The sequence below is a fragment of the Pseudomonas fluorescens genome, assembly GCF_902498195.1.
Classification (GTDB): domain Bacteria; phylum Pseudomonadota; class Gammaproteobacteria; order Pseudomonadales; family Pseudomonadaceae; genus Aquipseudomonas; species Aquipseudomonas fluorescens_BU.
This window is the reverse complement of record NZ_CABVIY010000008.1, coordinates 364377-383092: the sequence shown is the minus strand read 5'-3', so window position 1 is coordinate 383092 and position 18716 is coordinate 364377. Positions and strand designations below refer to the sequence as shown.

The 18716-nt window shown below is 59.6% G+C and carries 24 protein-coding genes; 13 read left to right on the top strand and 11 right to left on the bottom strand.

Features of this window, described 5'->3' with window-relative positions; genetic code table 11:
• Window positions 1-51: 51 nt before the first annotated feature.
• On the top strand, window positions 52-429 hold the full coding sequence (locus F8N66_RS27945) for a PAAR domain-containing protein (RefSeq protein WP_150773197.1): 378 nt from the start codon (window positions 52-54) through the stop codon (window positions 427-429).
• A 33-nt stretch (window positions 430-462) separates the two neighbouring features.
• On the top strand, window positions 463-843 hold the full coding sequence (locus F8N66_RS27940; RefSeq protein WP_150773196.1) for a hypothetical protein: 381 nt from the start codon (window positions 463-465) through the stop codon (window positions 841-843).
• Between the two features lie 135 nt (window positions 844-978).
• On the opposite strand, the gene F8N66_RS27935 is transcribed toward F8N66_RS27940, so the two are convergent.
• From F8N66_RS27935 to trpB, 3 genes are all read right to left on the bottom strand, one after another.
• A complete protein-coding gene (locus F8N66_RS27935) occupies window positions 979-1422 on the bottom strand; it encodes an anti-virulence regulator CigR family protein (RefSeq protein ID WP_150773195.1) in 444 nt (147 codons plus the stop codon).
• A 121-nt stretch (window positions 1423-1543) separates the two neighbouring features.
• Entirely contained in the window at window positions 1544-2356 is an 813-nt protein-coding gene (gene trpA / locus F8N66_RS27930) for a tryptophan synthase subunit alpha (protein WP_150773194.1), read from the bottom strand.
• Entirely contained in the window at window positions 2356-3576 is a 1221-nt protein-coding gene (gene trpB, locus F8N66_RS27925) for a tryptophan synthase subunit beta (protein WP_150773193.1), read from the bottom strand. The genes trpA and trpB overlap by 1 nt, the downstream gene beginning before the upstream one ends.
• A gap of 112 nt (window positions 3577-3688) precedes the next feature.
• On the opposite strand from trpB, the gene F8N66_RS27920 reads away from it, so the two are divergent.
• Complete coding sequence (locus F8N66_RS27920) at window positions 3689-4606, top strand: LysR family transcriptional regulator (RefSeq protein WP_150773192.1); 918 nt, start codon at window positions 3689-3691, stop codon at window positions 4604-4606.
• Here the strand turns inward: F8N66_RS27920 and F8N66_RS27915 are convergent.
• On the bottom strand, window positions 4579-4905 hold the full coding sequence (locus F8N66_RS27915; RefSeq protein WP_150773191.1) for a DUF883 family protein: 327 nt from the start codon (window positions 4903-4905) through the stop codon (window positions 4579-4581). The genes F8N66_RS27920 and F8N66_RS27915 overlap by 28 nt on opposite strands.
• 156 nt (window positions 4906-5061) lie before the next feature.
• Between F8N66_RS27915 and F8N66_RS27910 the strand changes: the two genes are divergently transcribed.
• Window positions 5062-5277 carry a dodecin gene (locus tag F8N66_RS27910; protein WP_008027736.1) on the top strand — a complete coding sequence of 72 codons (216 nt, stop codon included), beginning with the start codon at window positions 5062-5064 and terminating at the stop codon, window positions 5275-5277.
• Between the two features lie 122 nt (window positions 5278-5399).
• A complete protein-coding gene (locus F8N66_RS27905) occupies window positions 5400-5621 on the top strand; it encodes a DUF1161 domain-containing protein (protein WP_150773190.1) in 222 nt (73 codons plus the stop codon).
• 127 nt (window positions 5622-5748) lie between these two features.
• Here the strand turns inward: F8N66_RS27905 and F8N66_RS27900 are convergent, their stop codons facing one another.
• Entirely contained in the window at window positions 5749-6750 is a 1002-nt protein-coding gene (locus tag F8N66_RS27900; protein ID WP_150773189.1) for an LLM class flavin-dependent oxidoreductase, read from the bottom strand.
• A gap of 240 nt (window positions 6751-6990) precedes the next feature.
• Between F8N66_RS27900 and F8N66_RS27895 the strand changes: the two genes are divergently transcribed.
• Both F8N66_RS27895 and F8N66_RS27890 read left to right on the top strand, forming a co-directional pair.
• A complete protein-coding gene (locus tag F8N66_RS27895) occupies window positions 6991-7422 on the top strand; it encodes an OsmC family protein (RefSeq protein WP_150773188.1) in 432 nt (143 codons plus the stop codon).
• Window positions 7423-7594: 172 nt separating this feature from the next.
• Window positions 7595-7828: a DUF1161 domain-containing protein gene (locus tag F8N66_RS27890; protein WP_150773187.1), complete on the top strand. Its 234-nt coding sequence runs from the start codon at window positions 7595-7597 to the stop codon at window positions 7826-7828.
• Between the two features lie 6 nt (window positions 7829-7834).
• Here F8N66_RS27890 and F8N66_RS27885 read toward each other — a convergent pair whose 3' ends face one another.
• Window positions 7835-8254 (bottom strand): hypothetical protein, encoded by a 420-nt coding sequence (locus F8N66_RS27885; RefSeq protein ID WP_150773186.1) that lies wholly within the window; start codon window positions 8252-8254, stop codon window positions 7835-7837.
• 40 nt (window positions 8255-8294) lie between these two features.
• Complete coding sequence (locus tag F8N66_RS27880) at window positions 8295-8717, bottom strand: hypothetical protein (RefSeq protein WP_150773185.1); 423 nt, start codon at window positions 8715-8717, stop codon at window positions 8295-8297.
• Between the two features lie 59 nt (window positions 8718-8776).
• Between F8N66_RS27880 and F8N66_RS27875 the strand changes: the two genes are divergently transcribed.
• Window positions 8777-9868 carry an aminopeptidase gene (locus tag F8N66_RS27875; protein ID WP_150773184.1) on the top strand — a complete coding sequence of 364 codons (1092 nt, stop codon included), beginning with the start codon at window positions 8777-8779 and terminating at the stop codon, window positions 9866-9868.
• A 93-nt stretch (window positions 9869-9961) separates the two neighbouring features.
• On the opposite strand, the gene F8N66_RS27870 is transcribed toward F8N66_RS27875, so the two are convergent.
• Both F8N66_RS27870 and F8N66_RS27865 read right to left on the bottom strand, forming a co-directional pair.
• Window positions 9962-10615, bottom strand: coding sequence for an HAD family hydrolase (locus tag F8N66_RS27870; RefSeq protein WP_150773183.1), 654 nt, complete (start codon window positions 10613-10615; stop codon window positions 9962-9964).
• Window positions 10616-10643: 28 nt separating this feature from the next.
• The gene (locus F8N66_RS27865) at window positions 10644-11189 is read right to left on the bottom strand and encodes a gamma carbonic anhydrase family protein (protein ID WP_150773182.1); all 546 of its coding nucleotides are present in this window, start codon (window positions 11187-11189) and stop codon (window positions 10644-10646) included.
• 89 nt (window positions 11190-11278) lie between these two features.
• Between F8N66_RS27865 and prlC the strand changes: the two genes are divergently transcribed.
• Window positions 11279-13330, top strand: a complete 2052-nt coding sequence (gene prlC / locus F8N66_RS27860; protein WP_150773181.1) for an oligopeptidase A — start codon at window positions 11279-11281, stop codon at window positions 13328-13330.
• Complete coding sequence (locus F8N66_RS27855; protein ID WP_150773180.1) at window positions 13327-13614, top strand: YheV family putative zinc ribbon protein; 288 nt, start codon at window positions 13327-13329, stop codon at window positions 13612-13614. The genes prlC and F8N66_RS27855 overlap by 4 nt, the downstream gene beginning before the upstream one ends.
• Window positions 13615-13656: 42 nt before the next feature.
• Here the strand turns inward: F8N66_RS27855 and F8N66_RS27850 are convergent, their stop codons facing one another.
• Both F8N66_RS27850 and F8N66_RS27845 read right to left on the bottom strand, forming a co-directional pair.
• Window positions 13657-14298: a tyrosine-protein phosphatase gene (locus F8N66_RS27850; RefSeq protein WP_150773179.1), complete on the bottom strand. Its 642-nt coding sequence runs from the start codon at window positions 14296-14298 to the stop codon at window positions 13657-13659.
• Between the two features lie 211 nt (window positions 14299-14509).
• Window positions 14510-14812: a hypothetical protein gene (locus tag F8N66_RS27845; protein ID WP_150773178.1), complete on the bottom strand. Its 303-nt coding sequence runs from the start codon at window positions 14810-14812 to the stop codon at window positions 14510-14512.
• A gap of 208 nt (window positions 14813-15020) precedes the next feature.
• Between F8N66_RS27845 and F8N66_RS27840 the strand changes: the two genes are divergently transcribed.
• From F8N66_RS27840 to F8N66_RS27830, 3 genes are all read left to right on the top strand, one after another.
• On the top strand, window positions 15021-16079 hold the full coding sequence (locus F8N66_RS27840; protein ID WP_150773177.1) for a PA0069 family radical SAM protein: 1059 nt from the start codon (window positions 15021-15023) through the stop codon (window positions 16077-16079).
• Window positions 16080-16321: 242 nt separating this feature from the next.
• Window positions 16322-17053, top strand: coding sequence for a carbonic anhydrase (locus tag F8N66_RS27835; RefSeq protein WP_150773176.1), 732 nt, complete (start codon window positions 16322-16324; stop codon window positions 17051-17053).
• 90 nt (window positions 17054-17143) lie between these two features.
• Window positions 17144-18670: a SulP family inorganic anion transporter gene (locus tag F8N66_RS27830; RefSeq protein WP_150773175.1), complete on the top strand. Its 1527-nt coding sequence runs from the start codon at window positions 17144-17146 to the stop codon at window positions 18668-18670.
• Window positions 18671-18716: the final 46 nt, after the last annotated feature.

Sequence of the window (18716 nt, the reverse complement as noted above, 5' to 3'; positions counted from 1 at the left end):
GCACATCGGCGCGCCCACGCCTGGAGCGCGAATCGACAGGGAGTTCAAATAATGGCTAAAGGACACTTCATTCGACTGGGTGACAAGACCACCTGCGGTGGCGAAGTCAAGGAAGCCGATACGCGTGTCATGATGTTCGGCTTCGCCCATGCTCGTGTCGGGGATCGGGTCACCTGTGGCAAAGACCACAAATCCTATGTCATCGAGGGCGGTGTTTCTTACATCAATAGCCACGGAAGATTGGTCGCGGGCTCGCTGGACAGTGTCAGCAGTTGTCCCTGCAAAGCTGGACTGATCCCCACACTTTTCACAGCTTCTTACGAATCCAGCCGTAGTACAAACTGCCGGCTGGGGGTTGCTGGCTTGCAGTATCGTTGTTGTGGGTGCGGGCTCTTTTTCTGCGAACTTTATTGGGGCCGCTGCTGGTGAAGAAATAGGCGAGCGAATCTTTGAGGCCACTCAATGAACATCAGCTTTGCAGACGCACTCTCCGTGGCGTCAGGCCTATTGGTTTTTGGTGACGCCCTTGTTGTTTTTGGGGTTGCTATTTATATGGGTTACACCAAGGGAGATGTCCTGTCGGAGCACTTCAAAAACAGTTCTTCACTCATAACTGTCCCGGCACGTATAGACAAAGGGCTCAGGGGCAAAACCCGGTTGGTTTACTCAATATCCAGCGTTGTCACGTTCCCTCGCTTTTTCCTCAAATACGGCATCGTCAGTGCTGAGGATCTTGAAAATTTCCCCAGGGACCTCAGGCGTAAGTTAGTTGCGTTGCAATGGGCACTGCTAACCGCGTTAGCCGGCATAATGACTTTGGGCTTGATAGCAATGTGGAAGTAATCAGGTAATAGCCACAAAAAATGGGCACCCAACTTTGGTTGGGGTGCCCTTTTTGATTATGTATCCGTAGTCCAAGCCCGTATCACATCCAGCAATCGATTCGTGTAAGCATTCCGCTGGTCATTTTCCTACCGACTACAAAACCCCTTCCAGCACCTCATAAACAATCCCGCTCCCCACTGCAATCAGCACAATATCCCCGCCCGCCCGGCGCCATTCATAACCCGGGTAATACGGCAGCCGACCCAGCGCACGATTATCCAGGCGTTCACCGTAGTAACCATGGGGCAAAGGCCGACCCCGGACCAGATGAACGCCCGGCGGTGGCGGTGCGCCGCGCACGAAATAATCGCGGTGATCGTGGATGGTCTGGCGCACCGGACCAAAATCCCGTGGCGGCGGGCCACCGCGACGATTGTCCTGCCCGCCACGGTGATCGTCACCACGGCTGTCGTAATGGCCCTGTTGCGGGCCGCCGTGGTCGTGATCGTCGCGCGGGTCGGCGCTGGCATTCAGCAACGGGGTCGCGCTGAGCATCAGTACGCCCAGGCTGGCAATCAGACGTTTCGGCATTTTCATTAGGGCTTTCCTCACCACGCACACAGCAAAAAGGGCTTCAGAACGTAGTCCTGAAGCCCTCGGTCTTGCTGGTTAGTCTGTGCCGGGAGGCTCTAATTCCTCTGTATCAGGAACTTTACCTTCAGCTGACGCGGGCCTTACGCACGCCGTCGGCCAGGGCCGAGCAAAGGCTCAGGACACCGTCGATGGCCTGTTCCGGCGTGGTGGCATTGGCGATGTGGTCGATCAGTGCCGACCCCACCACCACACCGTCCGCCAGGCGTGCGATGGAGGCCGCTTGCTCCGGTGTGCGAATGCCGAAACCGATGCTGATTGGCAGGTCGGTATGACGACGCAGGCGAGCGACCGCTTCTTCGACGTGTTCCAGCGTTGCCGCGCCAGCACCGGTCACACCGGCGACGGACACGTAATAGACGAAACCGGAGCTGCCGTTGAGCACGGTCGGCAGGCGCACATCGTCGGTGGTCGGGGTGGTCAGGCGGATGAAGTCGATGCCTGCCGCCTGAGCCGGGTCGCAGAGTTCGCCGTTATGCTCGGGCGGCACGTCCACCACGATCAGGCCATCCACACCGGCCGCTTTGGCATCGGTGATGAAACGCGGTACGCCGTACTTGTGGATCGGGTTGAAGTAGCCCATCAGCACCAGCGGCGTTTGGTTGTTGTCCTTGCGGAACTCACGCACCATTTCCAGGGTTTTGGCCAGGTTCTGCTTGGCGGCCAGCGCTCGAATGTTGGCGAGCTGGATCGCCGGGCCGTCTGCCATCGGATCGGTGAAGGGCATGCCCAGTTCGATCACGTCGGCGCCAGCGGCTGGCAAGCCTTTGAGGATCGCCAGGGAAGTGTCGTAGTCCGGGTCGCCAGCAGTGACGAAGGTCACCAGGGCAGCGCGATTCTGTTCCTTGAGTTCGGCAAAACGGGTTTGCAGGCGGCTCATCAGTGTTTCTCCTGCTTTGATTGTTCCATGTGGTGCATCACGGTCTGCATGTCTTTGTCCCCGCGACCCGACAGGTTGACCACCATCAGGTGATCTTTCGGCAGGGTCGGTGCGCGCTTGAACACTTCGGCCAGGGCATGGGCGCTTTCCAGGGCAGGAATGATCCCTTCCAGGCGGCAGCATTTGTGGAACGCATCGAGGGCTTCGTCGTCGGTCACCGAGGTGTACTGGACGCGGCCGATGTCGTGCAACCAGGCGTGTTCCGGGCCAATGCCCGGGTAGTCCAGGCCAGCGGAAATCGAGTGGGCGTCGATGATCTGGCCATCCTCGTCCTGCAACAGGAAGGTTCGGTTGCCGTGCAGCACGCCTGGAACGCCACCGTTGAGGCTGGCGGCGTGCTTGCCGGTTTCGATGCCGTAGCCGGCGGCTTCAACGCCGATGATTTCGACGCTCTTGTCGTCGAGGAACGGGTGGAACAAGCCCATGGCGTTGGAACCGCCACCGATGCACGCCACCAGGCTGTCTGGCAGGCGGCCTTCCTGGGCTTGCAGCTGGTCGCGGGTTTCCTTGCCGATGACGGCCTGGAAGTCGCGGACCATCGCCGGATAAGGGTGCGGGCCGGCCACGGTGCCGATCAGGTAGAAGGTGCTGTCGACGTTGGTCACCCAGTCACGCAGGGCTTCGTTCATCGCATCCTTTAGGGTGCCGGTGCCGGCAACAACTGGAATCACTTCAGCGCCGAGCAACTTCATGCGGAACACGTTGGCCTGCTGGCGTTCGATGTCCGTGGTGCCCATGTAGATCACGCAGTCCAGGCCAAAACGCGCGGCCACGGTGGCGGTCGCCACGCCGTGCATGCCGGCGCCGGTCTCGGCGATGATGCGTTTCTTGCCCATGCGCCGCGCCAGCAGGATCTGGCCGATGCAGTTGTTGATCTTGTGCGCGCCGGTGTGGTTCAGCTCTTCACGCTTGAGATAAATCTTCGCGCCGCCGCAGAACTCGGTCAGGCGCTCGGCGAAGTAGAGCGGGCTTGGACGACCGACGTAGTCGCGCTGGAAGTAGGCCAATTCTTCCTTGAATGCCGGATCTTCCTTGGCCGCTTCGTATTCGCGGGCCAGATCGAGGATCAGGGGCATCAGGGTTTCAGCGACGTAACGGCCGCCGAACGCGCCAAACAGGCCGTTGGCGTCAGGACCGTTGCGCAGATTAGTCTGGGTCATGGGGCGCTCCAATTGAATGCGTGATATGACAATGGGCTTCACTCTACCCCTGACACTGCCTCCTGAAAACCGATAAGATCGCCACAACCTGTCAGGAAAACTCACAGATCTCATGAGCCATGAACTGCCACCGCTCAATGCCTTGCGCGCCTTCGAAGCCACTGCCCGCCTGAACAGCGTCAGTCAGGCCGCCGAACAGCTGCACGTTACCCACGGTGCGGTGAGCCGACAACTGAAGGTGCTTGAAGAACACCTCGGCGTCAGCCTGTTCGTCAAGGAAGGTCGCGGCCTGAAACTCACAGATGCCGGCCTGCGTTTGCGCGACGCCAGCGCCGAAGCCTTCGAGCGCCTGCGCACGGTCTGTGCCGAACTGACCCAGAGCACGGCCGATGCGCCTTTTGTGCTGGGCTGTTCGGGCAGCCTGCTGGCGCGCTGGTTCATTCCGCGCCTGGGACGGCTGAATGCCGATTTGCCGGACCTGCGCCTGCACCTGTCCGCTGGAGAAGGCGATCTCGATCCCCGACGCCCCGGCCTGGACGCCTTGCTGGTGTTTGCCGAACCACCCTGGCCGGCGGACATGCAGGTGTTCGAACTCAGCAGCGAACGGATCGGCCCGGTGATGAGCCCTCGGTTCGTTGGCTACGACAGGCTCAAAGGCGCGCCAGCCACGGCCCTGCTCAATGAGTCAGTGCTGCACACCACCTCTCGTCCACAAGCCTGGCCCAGCTGGGCGCAGCAAAGTGGCCTCGACGCCAAGGCGTTGAAGTACGGGCAGGGTTTCGAGCATTTGTATTACTTGCTGGAAGCGGCGGTGGCCGGGCTGGGCGTGGCCATTGCCCCGGAGCCGCTGGTGACCGAGGACTTGAAGGCCGGTCGCCTGGTCGCGCCTTGGGGTTTCAGCGAAACCCCGGCGCAACTGGCCTTGTGGCTACCCAAGCGCGCCGCGGACGGGCGCGCCCGGCAGCTGGCGCAATGGCTCAAAAACGAGCTGCGTCAGTCGGATCAGTCACCGCGCTTGAACAGCAGGTAAGCCGCCAGCAGGCCCAATGCGCCTACCGCGACCCCGGCTGTCGTCCAAGGGTGCTCCTGGGCGTAGTCCCGTGTGGCGATCCCGGTTTCCCGGGTTTTCACTTTCACTTCCTCATAAGCATCCGAGAGCAGGTGACGCGAATGTTTCAGCGCATTCTCGGCATTGCCTTTGAGCACCTTGAGCGTCTTGCGCGACTCGTCCGAGGCGTCATCTTTCAGATTCTCCAGGGACTTGAGCAGACTCTCGATCTCCGCTTCCATGCTTTGCAACGAGGCTTTACGTAATGAGCTGTTGGCCATGGTGACTCTCCTGCAAGGGTGATGAGTGACGTGTGTTGGTTGGGACTTCAGGGGTTGGAGAAAGTGCAGAAAAAGTGAATTTCCATGGCGGACGATCGACAGAAGTAAGACAGAAAATCACTGCTAGGCTGTATTTCACACCCTAAGGAGAACGCCATGACTGACCATCACACCTACAAGAAAGTCGAACTGGTGGGTTCGTCCACCAGCAGCATTGAAGACGCGATCAATAACGCACTGGCCGAAGCCAGTAAAAGTCTCAAGTACATGGAATGGTTTGAAGTGACCGAAACCCGTGGGCACATCAAGGACGGCAAGGCGGCGCACTTCCAGGTGACGCTCAAGGTCGGGTTCCGGATCGCCAGCAGCTGACGTTGGTCTAGCCTTCTGAACTTGCGCGCTGGCCGAGTGCCATAGGGAATGGCAAGGCGCCGAATGAGTGAATCCGGCTGAAGGCTGGATGCCCCCTTTGATCCGACCAGAGAATGCGACTGATGAAGAAGTTTATTTTGGCTGTAGGTCTGTTGAGCCTGGCGGGGACAGCCTTTGCCGAGGGCAAATCCTGTGAAGAGCTGAAAGCCGAGATCGCAGCAAAGCTTGATGCCAAGGGCGTTTCCAATTATTCGCTGGAAATTGTCGATAAAGGTAGTGCGTCTGGCGGACAAGTCGTCGGCACCTGTGAGAAAGGCACCAAGGAAATCGTCTACAAGCGCTAAACATTAAATCCCTGTAGGAGCTAGCCCTGCTCGCGATGGACGCCAACGATAACGCGGCAGCCTGATACCCCGCGGAGGTCTCAGGTTCATCGCGAGCAAGCTCGCTCCTACAATTGTTGGTGCGCAATCAGCCTTTCATGACTTGCGCCAGCAGCTCATAGGAGTGCAGGCGATCCGCATGCTCGTACAGGTCGCAGGTAAAAATCAGCTCATCGGCCTGGGTCTGTTCGATCAGCACATCCAGCCTGGCGCGGATTTTCTGCGGGCTGCCGATCATTGCCAGGCCCAGGAAATCACTCACGGCTTCCCTCTCATGGGGCAGCCACAGGCCATCCATGGTTTTCACCGGCGGGCGTTGCACCAGACTCTGGCCGCGCATCAGCGCCAGAATGCGCTGGAACACCGAAGTCGCCAGATAGTCGGCCTGTTCATCGGTGTCGGCAGCCACCAACGGTACGCCGAGCATCACGTAAGGCTTGTCCAGCACCGCCGAAGGCTTGAAGTGATTGCGGTAGACGCGAATCGCCTCGTGCATGTATCGCGGTGCGAAATGGGAGGCGAAGGCGTAAGGCAAACCGCGTTCGCCTGCCAGTTGCGCGCTGAACAGGCTTGAGCCCAGCAACCACACCGGTACATTCGTGCCGGTGCCCGGCATCGCGATGATGCGCTGGTCCGGGGTGCGCGGGCCCAGGTAGCGCACGAGCTCCGCCACATCTTCGGGGAAGTCGTCGGCGCTACCGGAGCGCTCACGGCGCAGTGCTCGGGCGGTCAGCTGATCGGAACCCGGGGCACGTCCGAGCCCCAGGTCGATGCGACCCGGATACAGGCTCTCAAGGGTGCCGAACTGTTCGGCGATCACCAGCGGCGCGTGGTTGGGCAACATGACCCCGCCCGAACCCACGCGGATAGTCGACGTGCCACCGGCCAGATAACCCAGCAGCACCGAGGTCGCGGAACTGGCAATGCCGTCCATGTTGTGGTGCTCGGCGACCCAGAACCGGTTATAGCCGAATTTCTCGACGTGTTGCGCCAGATCCAGCGAGTTGCGCAACGATTGGGCCGCGCTGCCGTTTTCCCGCACGGGCACCAGATCCAGGGTCGAGAACTTGATATCGGACAGTCGTTTCATAAACCTGCTTCTCCAATTGAGGACGCAGGTTTTTTCTCGCGAACGAAAACCTGCCGAATCCAAAGCGTGTTTCATGCAATGTGGGCATATACCCGAGTTTCAATAGCACAGGAAAAATTTCCTACCAAAAACGTAGGTCAATCGGATCAAGTGAACTTTGCGGCACCGTCTATCCTCAGAACCCTAGCAACCCCAACCACACAGGCGCGACGCTTCGCGCCGGATCTTGAGGAGACAGGCATGGCTATCGTTAAGAAGGCATCGGCTCATTGGGAAGGTGACCTGAAATCCGGCATCGGATCGATTTCCACGGAAACCGGCGTGCTCAGGGAAGCGCCCTACGGCTTCAAGGCGCGTTTCGAAGGCGGCAAGGGCACCAATCCGGAAGAGCTGATCGGTGCGGCCCACGCCGGTTGTTTCTCCATGGCGTTCTCCATGATTCTGGGCGATGCCGGTCTCAAGGCCGACAGCATCGATACCCAGGCCGAAGTCACCCTGGACCAGGTGGAGGGTGGTTTTGCGATCACGGCGGTGAAACTGATCCTCAAGGCGAAAATCCCCGGCGCCAGCCAGGCGCAATTCGAGGAACTGAGCAACAAGGCCAAAGAGGGGTGCCCGGTGTCCAAGGTGCTGAACGCGAAAATCAGCCTGGATGCGACCTTGGTCAATTAAGCGTTGAAATGAAAAGATCGCAGCCTTCGGCAGCGCCTACATGGGATCACCGCTGCCGCAGGCTGCGATCTTTTTTGTCTTGAAACAAAACAAGGCTCATCAAGTTGTGGTCGAATAAATGACAGCAGCCGAAACGCAGAATCCTGCGTGCTGCTTCAAGGGAGCTTCAACCATGAAACGTTTTGCCTTGACGGTTATCTGCTGCGCACTGGCCACCTCGGCCCTCGCGGCTCCGAAACCCTGTGACGAACTCAAGGCCGAAATCGAAGCAAAGATCCAGGCCCGCGGGGTGACGTCCTACACCCTGGAAATCGTCGCCAATGACGAAGTGCACGATCAGAACATGGTCGTGGGCTCGTGCGAAAACGGCACCAAGAAAATCATCTACCAGAAGAACGACCGCTGAGGTGCCTCAGGGCACACAGTTGGTCTGCCGGTCTTCGGCGACGATTTCATGTTTGGCGTTGTACAGACGGGCTTCGGGGGTGAACGCCATGGAGCGGGCTTGCAGCAGATAACGCTGGCCGGCTTCGAAATGATCGTACTTGATGATCATGTAGCACAGCCGTTCCGTTGAGCCGCCGAACAACTCCGAGCCGCCACTGGGCACTTCAAAATCGAAGCGCACGGTCAACTCGTGGCTACCGGGCGTGACCTGGAAAAATCGCCCGTCGCGCAAACGCTGATTGTCCAGTCGCTCGGCCATCAGCAACTTGTCGTTGGGAAACGGCGTAGAGAAGTCGACCCACGCCATTTGCGGATTGGCCGCCGGCATCGGACTCGAACAGCCGGCAACCGCGCTTGCAGTGAGCAATAGCATCAACCTGCGCATGATGAATGTCCTGAATACTGGGTATTCAGAATAGCGCCGATCAGGTGCGTTGACAGCCTGCCGGTGTGCCTTGGCCAATCACTTTTCGCTGCTGATCGTACAGCTTGGCCCACGGCCGGAAACCGATATTCCCCGCTTGCAACTGATAGCGCTCACCGGCGTTGAAACCGCTGAATTTCACATTCATCTGGCAATCCCGCCACAGCGGCTCGGCGTCGGGTCCGATGTTGGTGGGCTGGACCGGGAACTGGTAGCGAACCGTCAGCTCATGGCTCCCGGGCTGCACCTCGAAGTAGCGTTTATCGCTGGCGGCCTGGTTATCCACCTCCACGGCCTGGAGGGCGGTGTCTTCCTGATGGGATTGCAGTTCGATCCACGCTTGCGTCGGGTCATGGTGAGGCAATCCGAATCCAGCACAGCCGGCCAGTGTCAGCAGGCCTGCCGTCAGCATCAATTTGCGCATAGCGGAGCTCCAGTCAGGCGGGATAGTCTTGCGAGCAGACTTTCCAGGGATTTTTTATTTTGATCAGGCCGCGTCCAAGCCTTGGGTTACTTGATCGCGTTTTGCGCATTTTGTTTCCGGGTGTGTTGCTTTTGTTGCTCAACGGTTGCTCCAGCCTCAGCTACTACAGCCAACTGGCGAGCGGCCAAGTGCAATTGCTGCGGGCGCGTGAGCCGGTTTCCAGCGTCATCGCCGACCCGCAGCGGGATCAGAAACTGCGGGCGCACCTGGCCCAATCCCAAAAGGCCCGGACGTTCGCCAGCCAACAATTGCACCTGCCCGATAACCAGAGCTACCGCTTGTACGCGGACATCGGCCGGCCCTATGTCGTCTGGAATGTGTTCGTCACCCCGGAGTTTTCCCTCAAACCGCAGAACCATTGCTTCCCCGTCGCCGGTTGCGTGGCGTATCGCGGCTACTACAGCCAGAGCGCGGCTCGCGGTGAGGCGGCGCAGGAACGGCTTAGGGGCATGGACGTGTCGATCGGCGGCGTCGAGGCCTACTCGACCCTGGGCTGGTTCAACGATCCGATCATGAGCTCGATGATGCACTGGGGCGATGAACGCCTGGCCACGCTGATTTTTCACGAACTGGCGCATCAGCGTTTTTATGTAAAGGACGACACGGAGTTCAACGAGTCCTTTGCCACCTTCGTCGAGCAGGAAGGCACGCGACAATGGCGGGCCTACCGCAACCTGCCGCCCGACAGCGGGGAGCAGGCACAACAACGGGACCAATTCATCGAGCTGGTGCTGAACACCCGGACCCGGCTTGAAAAGCTGTACACCCTGCCGCTCCCCCCCGAACAAATGCGCCAGCGAAAAGCCACGGAGTTCGAGCGGCTGCGTTCCGAATACCGCGCACTGCGCGACAGCCAGTGGTCCGGTGACAAGCGTTACGACGCCTGGATCAATTCACCGATGAACAATGCGCGGTTACTGCCATTCGGGCTTTACGACCAGTGGGTTCCAGCGTTTTCGGCGTTGTTCAAACAGATGGGCGGGGATTGGCTGAGGTTTTATGCGCAGGTCGAGAGATTGGGGGCGTTACCGGTTGAACAGCGAAAGTTGTCACTGAAGGCCCTGGCGGAATCTGGAGCTTCCGGCGCCTGAGGGGCCTCTTCGCGGGCAAGCCCGCTCCCACAGATAAACAGTTTGTGAACGACACGAAACACTGTGGGAGCGGGCTTGCCCGCGAAGGCGTCGTCATGAACGCCGCAAAAACGCCTGATGCATCTCCTCCAGCGTTTCAAAATGATACGCCGGGGCTTCCGCGCTCAACTCTTCCCGACTGCCAAACCCATACCCCACCGCCACCGCGTCCAGTCCGTTGCTGCGCGCGCCGATCAGGTCGTGCTTGCGGTCGCCGATCATCAGAGTGTCGGTGGGGTCCAGGCCTTCCTGGGCGATCAGGTGCGCGATCAATTCGACTTTGTTGGTGCGGGTGCCGTCGAGTTCGCTGCCGTAAATCACTTTGAAATGTTTGGCGAAGTCGAAATGCCGGGCGATTTCCCGGGCGAAGACCCATGGCTTGGACGTCGCGATATACAGGTGCCGACCTTGTCCGCCCAGGGTTTCCAGCAGCGGTGTGACGCCGTCGAACACGCGATTTTCGTACAGCCCGGTGACCTTGAAGCGTTCGCGGTAGAAATTCACCGCCTCCCAGGCCCTGGCTTCGTCGAAGTCGTAGAACTGCATGAACGCCTGCAGCAACGGCGGGCCGATGAAATGCTCGAGTTTGGTCAGGTCGGGCTCATCGATGCCGAGTTTGCTCAAGGCGAACTGAATCGAACGCGTAATGCCTTCGCGCGGGTCGGTCAGGGTGCCATCGAGGTCGAACAAAATAGTTTGGTGATGCATGAAATGTCCTGGGCAATGGTGAGACGTGTCAGATCTGGTCGTAGCCTTCGGCCAGGTGCAGATCCTTGAGCTTCACGTAGTTCGCCGCGCTGTAGGTGAAAAAGGCTTGTTCCTTGTCAGTCAGCGGCCGAATCTGTTTCACCGGGCTGCCCACATACAGGAACCCGCTTTCCAGGCGTTTGCCCGGGGGCACCAGGCTGCCGGCGCCGATGATCACATCGTCGGCGACCACCGCACCGTCCATGACGATGCTGCCCATGCCGATCAGCACCCGGCTGCCCACGGTGCAGCCATGCAGCATGACCTTATGGGCGATGGTCACGTCATCGCCGATCAGCAACGGGAAACCGTCGGGGTTGAACGGCCCGGCATGGGTGATGTGCAGCACACAGCCGTCTTGCACGCTGGTGCGCGCACCGATGCGGATGCGGTGCATGTCGCCACGGATCACCGTCAATGGCCATACCGAGCTGTCTTCGCCGATGTCGACGTCGCCGATCACCACCGCCGAGCGGTCGACAAAAGCGCCCTGGCCGAGGGACGGCGTGTGGTTCTGGTACTTGCGAAGGGACACGATAGGTTCTCTCTCTGTCGCTGATAGCTGCGGTGAGCGTCGATTGTAATTAAGATGACTGCATGTTTCTTCCAGCCAAGGTGTCAACCGTGAGCGTGAACAACCCTCTTTTGCAGTCCTACGACCTGCCGCCGTTCTCCGCGATCCGTGCCGAACACGTGCAACCGGCCATTGAACAGATCCTGGCTGACAACCGCGCCGCCATTATCGAGATCCTCAAGACCCAGGGCAAACAACCCACCTGGGCTGGCCTGGTGCTGGCCATGGACGAACTCAACGACCGTCTGGGCGCGGCCTGGAGCCCGGTCAGTCACTTGAACGCCGTGTGCAACAGCGCCGAACTGCGTGAAGCCTACGAGTCCTGCCTGCCGGCCTTGAGCGCCTATTCCACCGAGATGGGCCAGAACCGTGAGCTGTTCCAGGCCTATGAAGCCCTGGCCAGCAGCCCCGAAGCCGGCGGTTTCGATGTGGCGCAAAAGACCATCCTGGAACACGCCCTGCGCGACTTCCGCCTGTCGGGTATCGATCTGCCGGAGGCTGAACAGAAACGTTACGCCGAGGTGCAGAGCAAGTTGTCCGAACTGGGCAGCCGCTTCTCCAACCAGTTGCTGGACGCGACCCAGGCCTGGACCAAGCACGTCACCGATGAAGCCGCCCTCGCCGGCCTGACCGATTCGGCCAAGGCGCAAATGGCCGCCGCCGCCCAGGCCAAGGGCCTCGACGGCTGGCTGATCACGCTGGAATTCCCGAGCTACTACGCGGTGATGACTTACGCCCAGGACCGTGCCCTGCGCGAAGAAGTCTACGCCGCCTACTGCACCCGTGCGTCGGATCAGGGTCCGAATGCCGGTCAGAACGATAACGGCCCGGTCATGGAGGAAATCCTCGACCTGCGCCAGGAGCTGGCCAGGCTTTTGGGCTTCGCCAGTTTCTCGGAGTTGAGCCTGGCGACCAAAATGGCCGAATCCAGCGATCAGGTACTGAGTTTCCTGCGCGATCTGGCCAAGCGCAGCAAACCGTTCGCCGCCCAGGACCTGCAACAGCTCAAGGCGTACGCCGCCGAACAAGGCTGCCCGGACCTGCAAAGCTGGGACAGCGGTTTCTACGGCGAAAAACTCCGCGAGCAGCGTTACAGCGTTGCCCAGGAAGCCCTGCGTGCCTACTTCCCGATCGATAAAGTGCTGAGCGGCCTGTTCGCCATCGTGCAACGTCTGTACGGCATCGAAATCGCCGAGCAAAAGGGCTTCGACACCTGGCACCCGGATGTTCGCCTGTTCGAAATCAAGGAAAACGGCCAGCACGTCGGCCGCTTCTTCTTCGACCTCTACGCCCGCGCCAACAAACGTGGCGGTGCCTGGATGGACGGCGCCCGCGACCGTCGCCGCACCGCCGAGGGCGTGCTGCAAAGCCCGGTGGCCAACCTGGTGTGCAACTTCACCCCGGCCGACAGCGGCAAGCCCGCGCTGCTGACCCACGATGAAGTCACTACCCTGTTCCACGAGTTCGGTCATGGCCTGCATCACCTGCTGACCCGTGTCGAGCATGCCGGCGTATCCGGTATCAATGGCGTGGCCTGGGATGCCGTCGAGCTGCCGAGCCAGTTCATGGAAAACTGGTGCTGGGAGCCGGAAGGCCTGGCGTTGATTTCCGGTCATTACGAAAGCGGCGAGCCACTGCCTCAGGACCTGTTGCAGAAAATGCTCGCGGCGAAGAATTTCCAGTCCGGCCTGATGATGGTGCGCCAACTGGAGTTCTCGCTGTTCGACTTCGAACTGCACGCCACCCACGGTGACGGTCGCAGTGTGCTGCAAGTGCTCGAAGGCGTCCGTGACGAGGTTTCGGTGATGCGCCCGCCGGCCTACAACCGGTTCCCTAACAGCTTCGCCCACATCTTCGCCGGCGGTTACGCCGCGGGTTACTACAGCTACAAATGGGCAGAAGTGCTGTCGGCCGATGCCTTCTCGAAGTTCGAAGAAGAAGGTGTGCTCAACGCCGAGACCGGCCGCGCATTCCGCGAAGCCATCCTCGCGCGTGGCGGTTCGCAGGAGCCGATGGTGCTGTTCGTCGACTTCCGTGGCCGTGAGCCATCGATTGACGCACTCTTGCGCCATAGCGGCCTGAGTGAGGGCGCGGCAGCATGAGCGAGGGTCCTGTGATTACCAAGCGACGCTTTATCGCCGGGGCGGTTTGCCCGGCTTGCAGCGAGCCGGACAAGTTGATGATGTGGAACGAAGACAGCGTGCCGCATCGCGAGTGCGTGGCTTGCGGTTACTCCGACACGCTGAATGAACAAGGCCTGTCGGTGCCCAAGGAGTTGGGCACGCGGGTCAATACATCCGCCCTGAAAGCACCGGATGCCAAGGTTCAGGCCGTGCAGTTTTTTCCGAATCCAAAACTGAAGAAAAAGCCGGACGAGCAACACTGAGTAGCCAACCCGACCTTCCACTGCGCCATGCGGTGGAAGGTGTTACTGGATATGGGCCGACTGCCACCAACTCTTCATCGAACACGCCGCGAACGCACTGGTACTGCAATCCCCGTTGGCCAGCGCCTCGCGCAGTTTTTCCACATCGACATGCATCATGTAACGCACGCCATCCCTGAAGTGAGTGCTGTCGCCAAAACCACCCTCGGTCATTTCGCTCAACGCATCCTCCTTGCTCCAGCCCTGCACCACCACGCGGTACATGGCCGCCATCAGGCCGGTCCGGTCGGAGCCGTGCTTGCAGTGCATCAACACCGGGCCGTTGGCTTCCGCCGCCTGAATGGCACGCAACGCCTTGAGCACGTCGGCATCATCCACATGATTGGTCCGATAGGGCAGTTGCACCTGGGCGATGCCGCTTGTGGCCAACCAGCGTGAATCCGGTTCGGGCAGGAACGTGATCACGGTGGCGACCTTGAGTTTTTCCAGCAGTGGCACCGCTCCACTGTCAGGCAACGCGCTACGGTAGAGCGTGGGTGACATCTGAAACAGGTTGTATTGCACTGCGACCGGCTGCGCCCATTCCGCGGGGCGGGTCACCGCAGAGTCGTCGGCGAGGACGAGATTGAAAAATGCGGACAGCGATAACAGTAACGTCGCAATTGAAAGACGCGCGAAGGACATGCTTGGACGACCATCCGGGAAGAGTGAATGAACGTAGTGTCGCTGCAGGCTGGTTAAAGGCCTGTGAGGTGCCTGTCAAAGAATTGTGAATTGCAGTCTGGAACCTGCTTTTATTGGGTTCAACTATTAAAAACGGCACAAAACCGAAGTGCCGTTTTATATCGCGTTTTACTGGAATTTGTTCATTTCAAGCATCCGCTACATCTACGGATCAGGGATTGAGGATCTTCGAATACGCTTTCGCCAACCCCACCAATACGGCTTTGTCCTGCATGTCGATGTCGCCATCGCCGTCAATATCGGTGGGGCTTTTGATCGTAAAGGTGACGCCACCGTCATTCGAGACGGCCTCGCGAAGGGTCGAGTCGAGCAAGGAACTGGTGACCTCACCGATGACCGGGTCGTAGCCTTCTTCCTTCAGCGCAAATTGCATGCAAACCCGGACTTCCTTTGGATTGAAAACCGATGGACGTAATAACTGAAGAAAGACACCACGCTGATTGTAATGCGACATGATTTAAATCCTTTTAATAATGAATACACGATCATTTCGTGTGGAAAAGAGGGTACTGGTGAAACGGCAAAACACTACCGGCGATATGTTTCCCTCCATGAACATCAGCCTAATGACCCACACTCAAAATCCTTTGGGTGCCGAACGGCACTGGCCTGCACGACGAACCTCGGATACTGTATAGGCATACAGCTAAAGGATCTCACTGATGGCTACCCCATTGCCTCCTCGCGGCCGCGGCACTGCGACCAACCCGCACAACCGCTTCGCCCCGAGTCGTTCGGTGGCCGAGGACGACGGTTGGTATCAGGAAGTGCCGATGACCCAGGGCACCGAGGTGCAAATCGAGCGGGCGAAAACCATCATCACTCGCAACACCTCTCCAGATCTGCCTTTCGACCGCTCGATCAATCCCTATCGCGGTTGCGAACATGGTTGCATCTATTGTTATGCCCGCCCCAGCCACGCTTACTGGGACATGTCACCGGGGCTGGATTTCGAAACCAGGCTGATTGCCAAGACCAACGCCGTGCAAGTGCTGGAGGAACAACTGTCCAGGCGCGGCTATCAGTGCGCGCCGATCAACCTCGGCTCCAATACCGATCCCTATCAACCGATCGAACGCGAATACAAAATCACCCGGCAAATCCTCGAAGTACTGCTGCGTTATCGCCATCCGGTCACCATCGTCACCAAAGGTTCGCTGATTCTTCGAGACCTCGACCTGCTGGCCGAGCTTGCCCGGCAACGCCTGGTGGCGGTGATGATCAGCCTGACCAGCCTGGATGACGAACTCAAACGCATTCTTGAACCCCGCGCCGCAGCGCCCAAGGCCAGGCTGCGGGCGATACGGGTCATGCGCGACGCCGGGATTCCGGTAGGGGTGCTGTGTTCACCCATGATTCCGATGATCAATGACAGCGAACTCGAGAATTTGCTGACCGAGGCCCATGCCGCCGGGGCTCAAAGCGCTGCCTACATGATGTTGCGCCTGCCGCTGGAAGTGGCCCCGCTGTTCGAGGAATGGCTGGCCGCGCACTACCCGCAACGGGCCGCGCATGTGCTGAGCCTGATTCGCCAGAGCCGTGGCGGCGAGCTGTACGACAGTCGCTTTGGGGCACGGATGCGGGGCGAAGGACCGTTTGCCGATTTGCTGGCACAGCGCTTCGCCAAAACCATCAAGCGCCTGGGCCTCGATCGACGCGAAGGCTTCAATCTGGACTGCGAGGCCTTTTGTCCGCCGGGTCGCCAAATGTCGCTGATTTGAGGACAATTGGCCTATGGTTAAGCGTTGCAAACTTGATCGCGCTTTACGCTGGTCACGTTTTTTGTGACCTGGAACACACGTTCTAGAGCGTTTCATTCAGTTTGAGTTAAGATTAGGAGGCTACCTTGTTCATCGAGTGACTGACGGGTCGAGATTTTTGACCTGGATGTTTTTTAACCAGCCACTGGCTTCACACCGGGCAACACGGGATCGCTCCCTGAGACCGCTAGAGAGGATGAATCATGAGTGACAAGGATAAACAGCCGTTGGCTGCGTCGGACTCCGCCCAACCCGAGACGGAAACCGCCGATGCAGCGTTGAAGCATATCGTTGACGGCTTTTTGCATTTTCATCATGAGATCTTTCCGCAACAGGAAGAGCTCTTCAAGAAACTCGCCACGGCTCAAAAGCCACGGGCAATGTTCATTACCTGCGCTGACTCGCGCATCGTCCCCGAACTCATCACCCACAGCTCCCCTGGCGATCTGTTCGTCACCCGTAACGTCGGCAACGTCGTCCCGCCATACGGGCAGATGAACGGCGGCGTTTCCACGGCGATCGAGTACGCGGTACTGGCGCTGGGCGTGCAGCACATCATCATTTGCGGTCACTCCGATTGCGGCGCGATGCGAGCGGTGCTCAACCCGCATACCCTGGAAAAAATGCCCACGGTCAAAGCCTGGCTGCAACATGCGGAAGTGGCTAAAACCATGGTGCATGACAACTGCAACTGCGCCGACGAAAACGAGACGATGCATATCCTCACCGAGGAAAATGTCATCGCTCAATTGCAACACTTGCGCACCCACCCCTCCGTAGCCTCACGCATCGCGAACGGCCATCTGTTCATCCATGGCTGGGTCTACGACATCGAAACCAGCAAGATCAAAGCCTACGACGCGGATCAAGGTCGTTTCCTGCCGCTTGATGGCAGCCTGCCGATTCCCATGGCGACGCCCAAAGCGCGCTTCTAAATCCTCCTAAAAACCTGTGTGGTTTGACGCCGACCGCTGTTTCAGCGGTCCGGCCTTGCCATGCCTGAAGAAAACTTCGGGAGAATCACCATGCGTGCTGCGCAACTCAAAGCTGTTCTGCCACGGGAGTTATTGGCTTCTGTGGTGGTGTTTCTGGTCGCCCTGCCCTTGTGCATGGGTATTGCCATTGCCTCGGGACTGCCTCCGGCCAAGGGCCTGATTACCGGGATCATTGGTGGCCTGGTGGTGGGCTGGTTGGCGGGCTCTCCGCTGCAAGTCAGCGGCCCGGCCGCCGGTTTGGCTGTCTTGGTGTTCGAACTGGTGCGCCAGCACGGTGTGGCCATGCTGGGGCCTATCCTGCTGCTGGCGGGATTCCTGCAACTGGTGGCGGGGCGCTTGAAGCTCGGTTGCTGGTTCCGGGTTACGGCACCCGCCGTGGTGTACGGCATGCTCGCCGGGATTGGCGTGCTGATCGTGCTCTCACAGGTGCACGTGATGCTCGACGCCTCACCGAAGCCCTCCGGCCTGGAGAACCTGACGGCATTCCCCGGCGCGGTGGCCCAGGCGCTGCCCTCGTTTGGCTGGCAGGCCGGCCTGCTTGGACTGTCGACCATCGCCGTGATGTGGCTGTGGGAAAAACTGCGCCCCCATTCGTTGCGCTTTATTCCCGGGGCATTGCTCGGGGTTGGGCTGGCAACGATTGCCAGTCTGATGCTGGCGTTGCCGGTCAAACGCGTCGAGGTTCCCGCCAACCTGGCCGAAGCCATCGATTGGCTCCAGCCCGCTGACCTGCTCAATCTGGCTGATCCCACGCTGTTGATCGCCGCGTTCGCCGTGGCCTTCATCGCCAGCGCCGAAACCTTGCTGTCCGCCGCTGCAGTGGATCGCATGCACAGCGGCCAACGCTCTGACTTCGATCGTGAACTGTCCGCGCAAGGCGTGGGCAACATGCTCTGCGGACTGCTCGGCGCGTTGCCGATGACCGGCGTGATCGTGCGCAGTTCGGCCAACGTCCAGGCCGGTGCGACCACCCGTTACTCAACGATCTTCCACGGGCTATGGCTGTTGGCGTTTGTGCTGCTGTTGTCGAGCGTGCTGCAAAGCATTCCCGTGGCGAGCCTGGCAGGGGTGTTGGTCTACACGGGTTTCAAACTGGTGGACCTCAAGGTTTTTCGCGGCCTGGGGCGCTATGGCCGGATGCCGATGTTTACCTACGCCGCGACGGCATTGGCGATCATTTTCACAGACCTGCTGACCGGCGTGCTGATCGGTTTCGGGCTGACCCTGGTGAAACTGGCGCTCAAGGCTGCACGTCTCAAAGTCAGCCTGATCGACCTGCCCCCGGAGGGCGAAATGGAGTTGCGCCTGGTGGGCGCGGCGACGTTCCTCAAAGTGCCGGCGCTGACCCGGGTGCTGGACAGCATTGCACCGGGCACCACGGTGCATGTGCCACTCAATAACCTGAGCTACATCGATCACTCGTGCCTGGAGTTGCTGGAGGAATGGGGCCGGGCGAATGCGGCCAAGGGCTCGACGTTGTTGATCGAGTCACGCGGGTTGAAGCGCAGGCTGGAGGGGCGGGTGCGGACCAACATCGGCATCGGCGCGGCGGGCTGATGCCCTTGTGGAAGCGGGCTTGCTCGCGAATGCATCAGGTCAGTCG

Coding starts and splice junctions, on each gene's coding strand:
- F8N66_RS27840 (WP_150773177.1), top strand. CDS start 15,021: ATGGCTACCCCATTGCCTCCTCGCGGCCGCGGCACTGCGACCAACCCG.
- F8N66_RS27920 (WP_150773192.1), top strand. CDS start 3,689: ATGAGCCATGAACTGCCACCGCTCAATGCCTTGCGCGCCTTCGAAGCC.
- F8N66_RS27895 (WP_150773188.1), top strand. CDS start 6,991: ATGGCTATCGTTAAGAAGGCATCGGCTCATTGGGAAGGTGACCTGAAA.
- F8N66_RS27890 (WP_150773187.1), top strand. CDS start 7,595: ATGAAACGTTTTGCCTTGACGGTTATCTGCTGCGCACTGGCCACCTCG.
- F8N66_RS27945 (WP_150773197.1), top strand. CDS start 52: ATGGCTAAAGGACACTTCATTCGACTGGGTGACAAGACCACCTGCGGT.
- F8N66_RS27870 (WP_150773183.1), bottom strand. CDS start 10,615: ATGCATCACCAAACTATTTTGTTCGACCTCGATGGCACCCTGACCGAC.
- F8N66_RS27905 (WP_150773190.1), top strand. CDS start 5,400: ATGAAGAAGTTTATTTTGGCTGTAGGTCTGTTGAGCCTGGCGGGGACA.
- F8N66_RS27935 (WP_150773195.1), bottom strand. CDS start 1,422: ATGAAAATGCCGAAACGTCTGATTGCCAGCCTGGGCGTACTGATGCTC.
- F8N66_RS27900 (WP_150773189.1), bottom strand. CDS start 6,750: ATGAAACGACTGTCCGATATCAAGTTCTCGACCCTGGATCTGGTGCCC.
- trpB (WP_150773193.1), bottom strand. CDS start 3,576: ATGACCCAGACTAATCTGCGCAACGGTCCTGACGCCAACGGCCTGTTT.
- F8N66_RS27910 (WP_008027736.1), top strand. CDS start 5,062: ATGACTGACCATCACACCTACAAGAAAGTCGAACTGGTGGGTTCGTCC.
- F8N66_RS27830 (WP_150773175.1), top strand. CDS start 17,144: ATGCGTGCTGCGCAACTCAAAGCTGTTCTGCCACGGGAGTTATTGGCT.
- F8N66_RS27835 (WP_150773176.1), top strand. CDS start 16,322: ATGAGTGACAAGGATAAACAGCCGTTGGCTGCGTCGGACTCCGCCCAA.
- F8N66_RS27855 (WP_150773180.1), top strand. CDS start 13,327: ATGAGCGAGGGTCCTGTGATTACCAAGCGACGCTTTATCGCCGGGGCG.
- F8N66_RS27880 (WP_150773185.1), bottom strand. CDS start 8,717: ATGCGCAAATTGATGCTGACGGCAGGCCTGCTGACACTGGCCGGCTGT.
- trpA (WP_150773194.1), bottom strand. CDS start 2,356: ATGAGCCGCCTGCAAACCCGTTTTGCCGAACTCAAGGAACAGAATCGC.
- F8N66_RS27850 (WP_150773179.1), bottom strand. CDS start 14,298: ATGTCCTTCGCGCGTCTTTCAATTGCGACGTTACTGTTATCGCTGTCC.
- F8N66_RS27845 (WP_150773178.1), bottom strand. CDS start 14,812: ATGTCGCATTACAATCAGCGTGGTGTCTTTCTTCAGTTATTACGTCCA.
- F8N66_RS27915 (WP_150773191.1), bottom strand. CDS start 4,905: ATGGCCAACAGCTCATTACGTAAAGCCTCGTTGCAAAGCATGGAAGCG.
- F8N66_RS27940 (WP_150773196.1), top strand. CDS start 463: ATGAACATCAGCTTTGCAGACGCACTCTCCGTGGCGTCAGGCCTATTG.
- F8N66_RS27885 (WP_150773186.1), bottom strand. CDS start 8,254: ATGCGCAGGTTGATGCTATTGCTCACTGCAAGCGCGGTTGCCGGCTGT.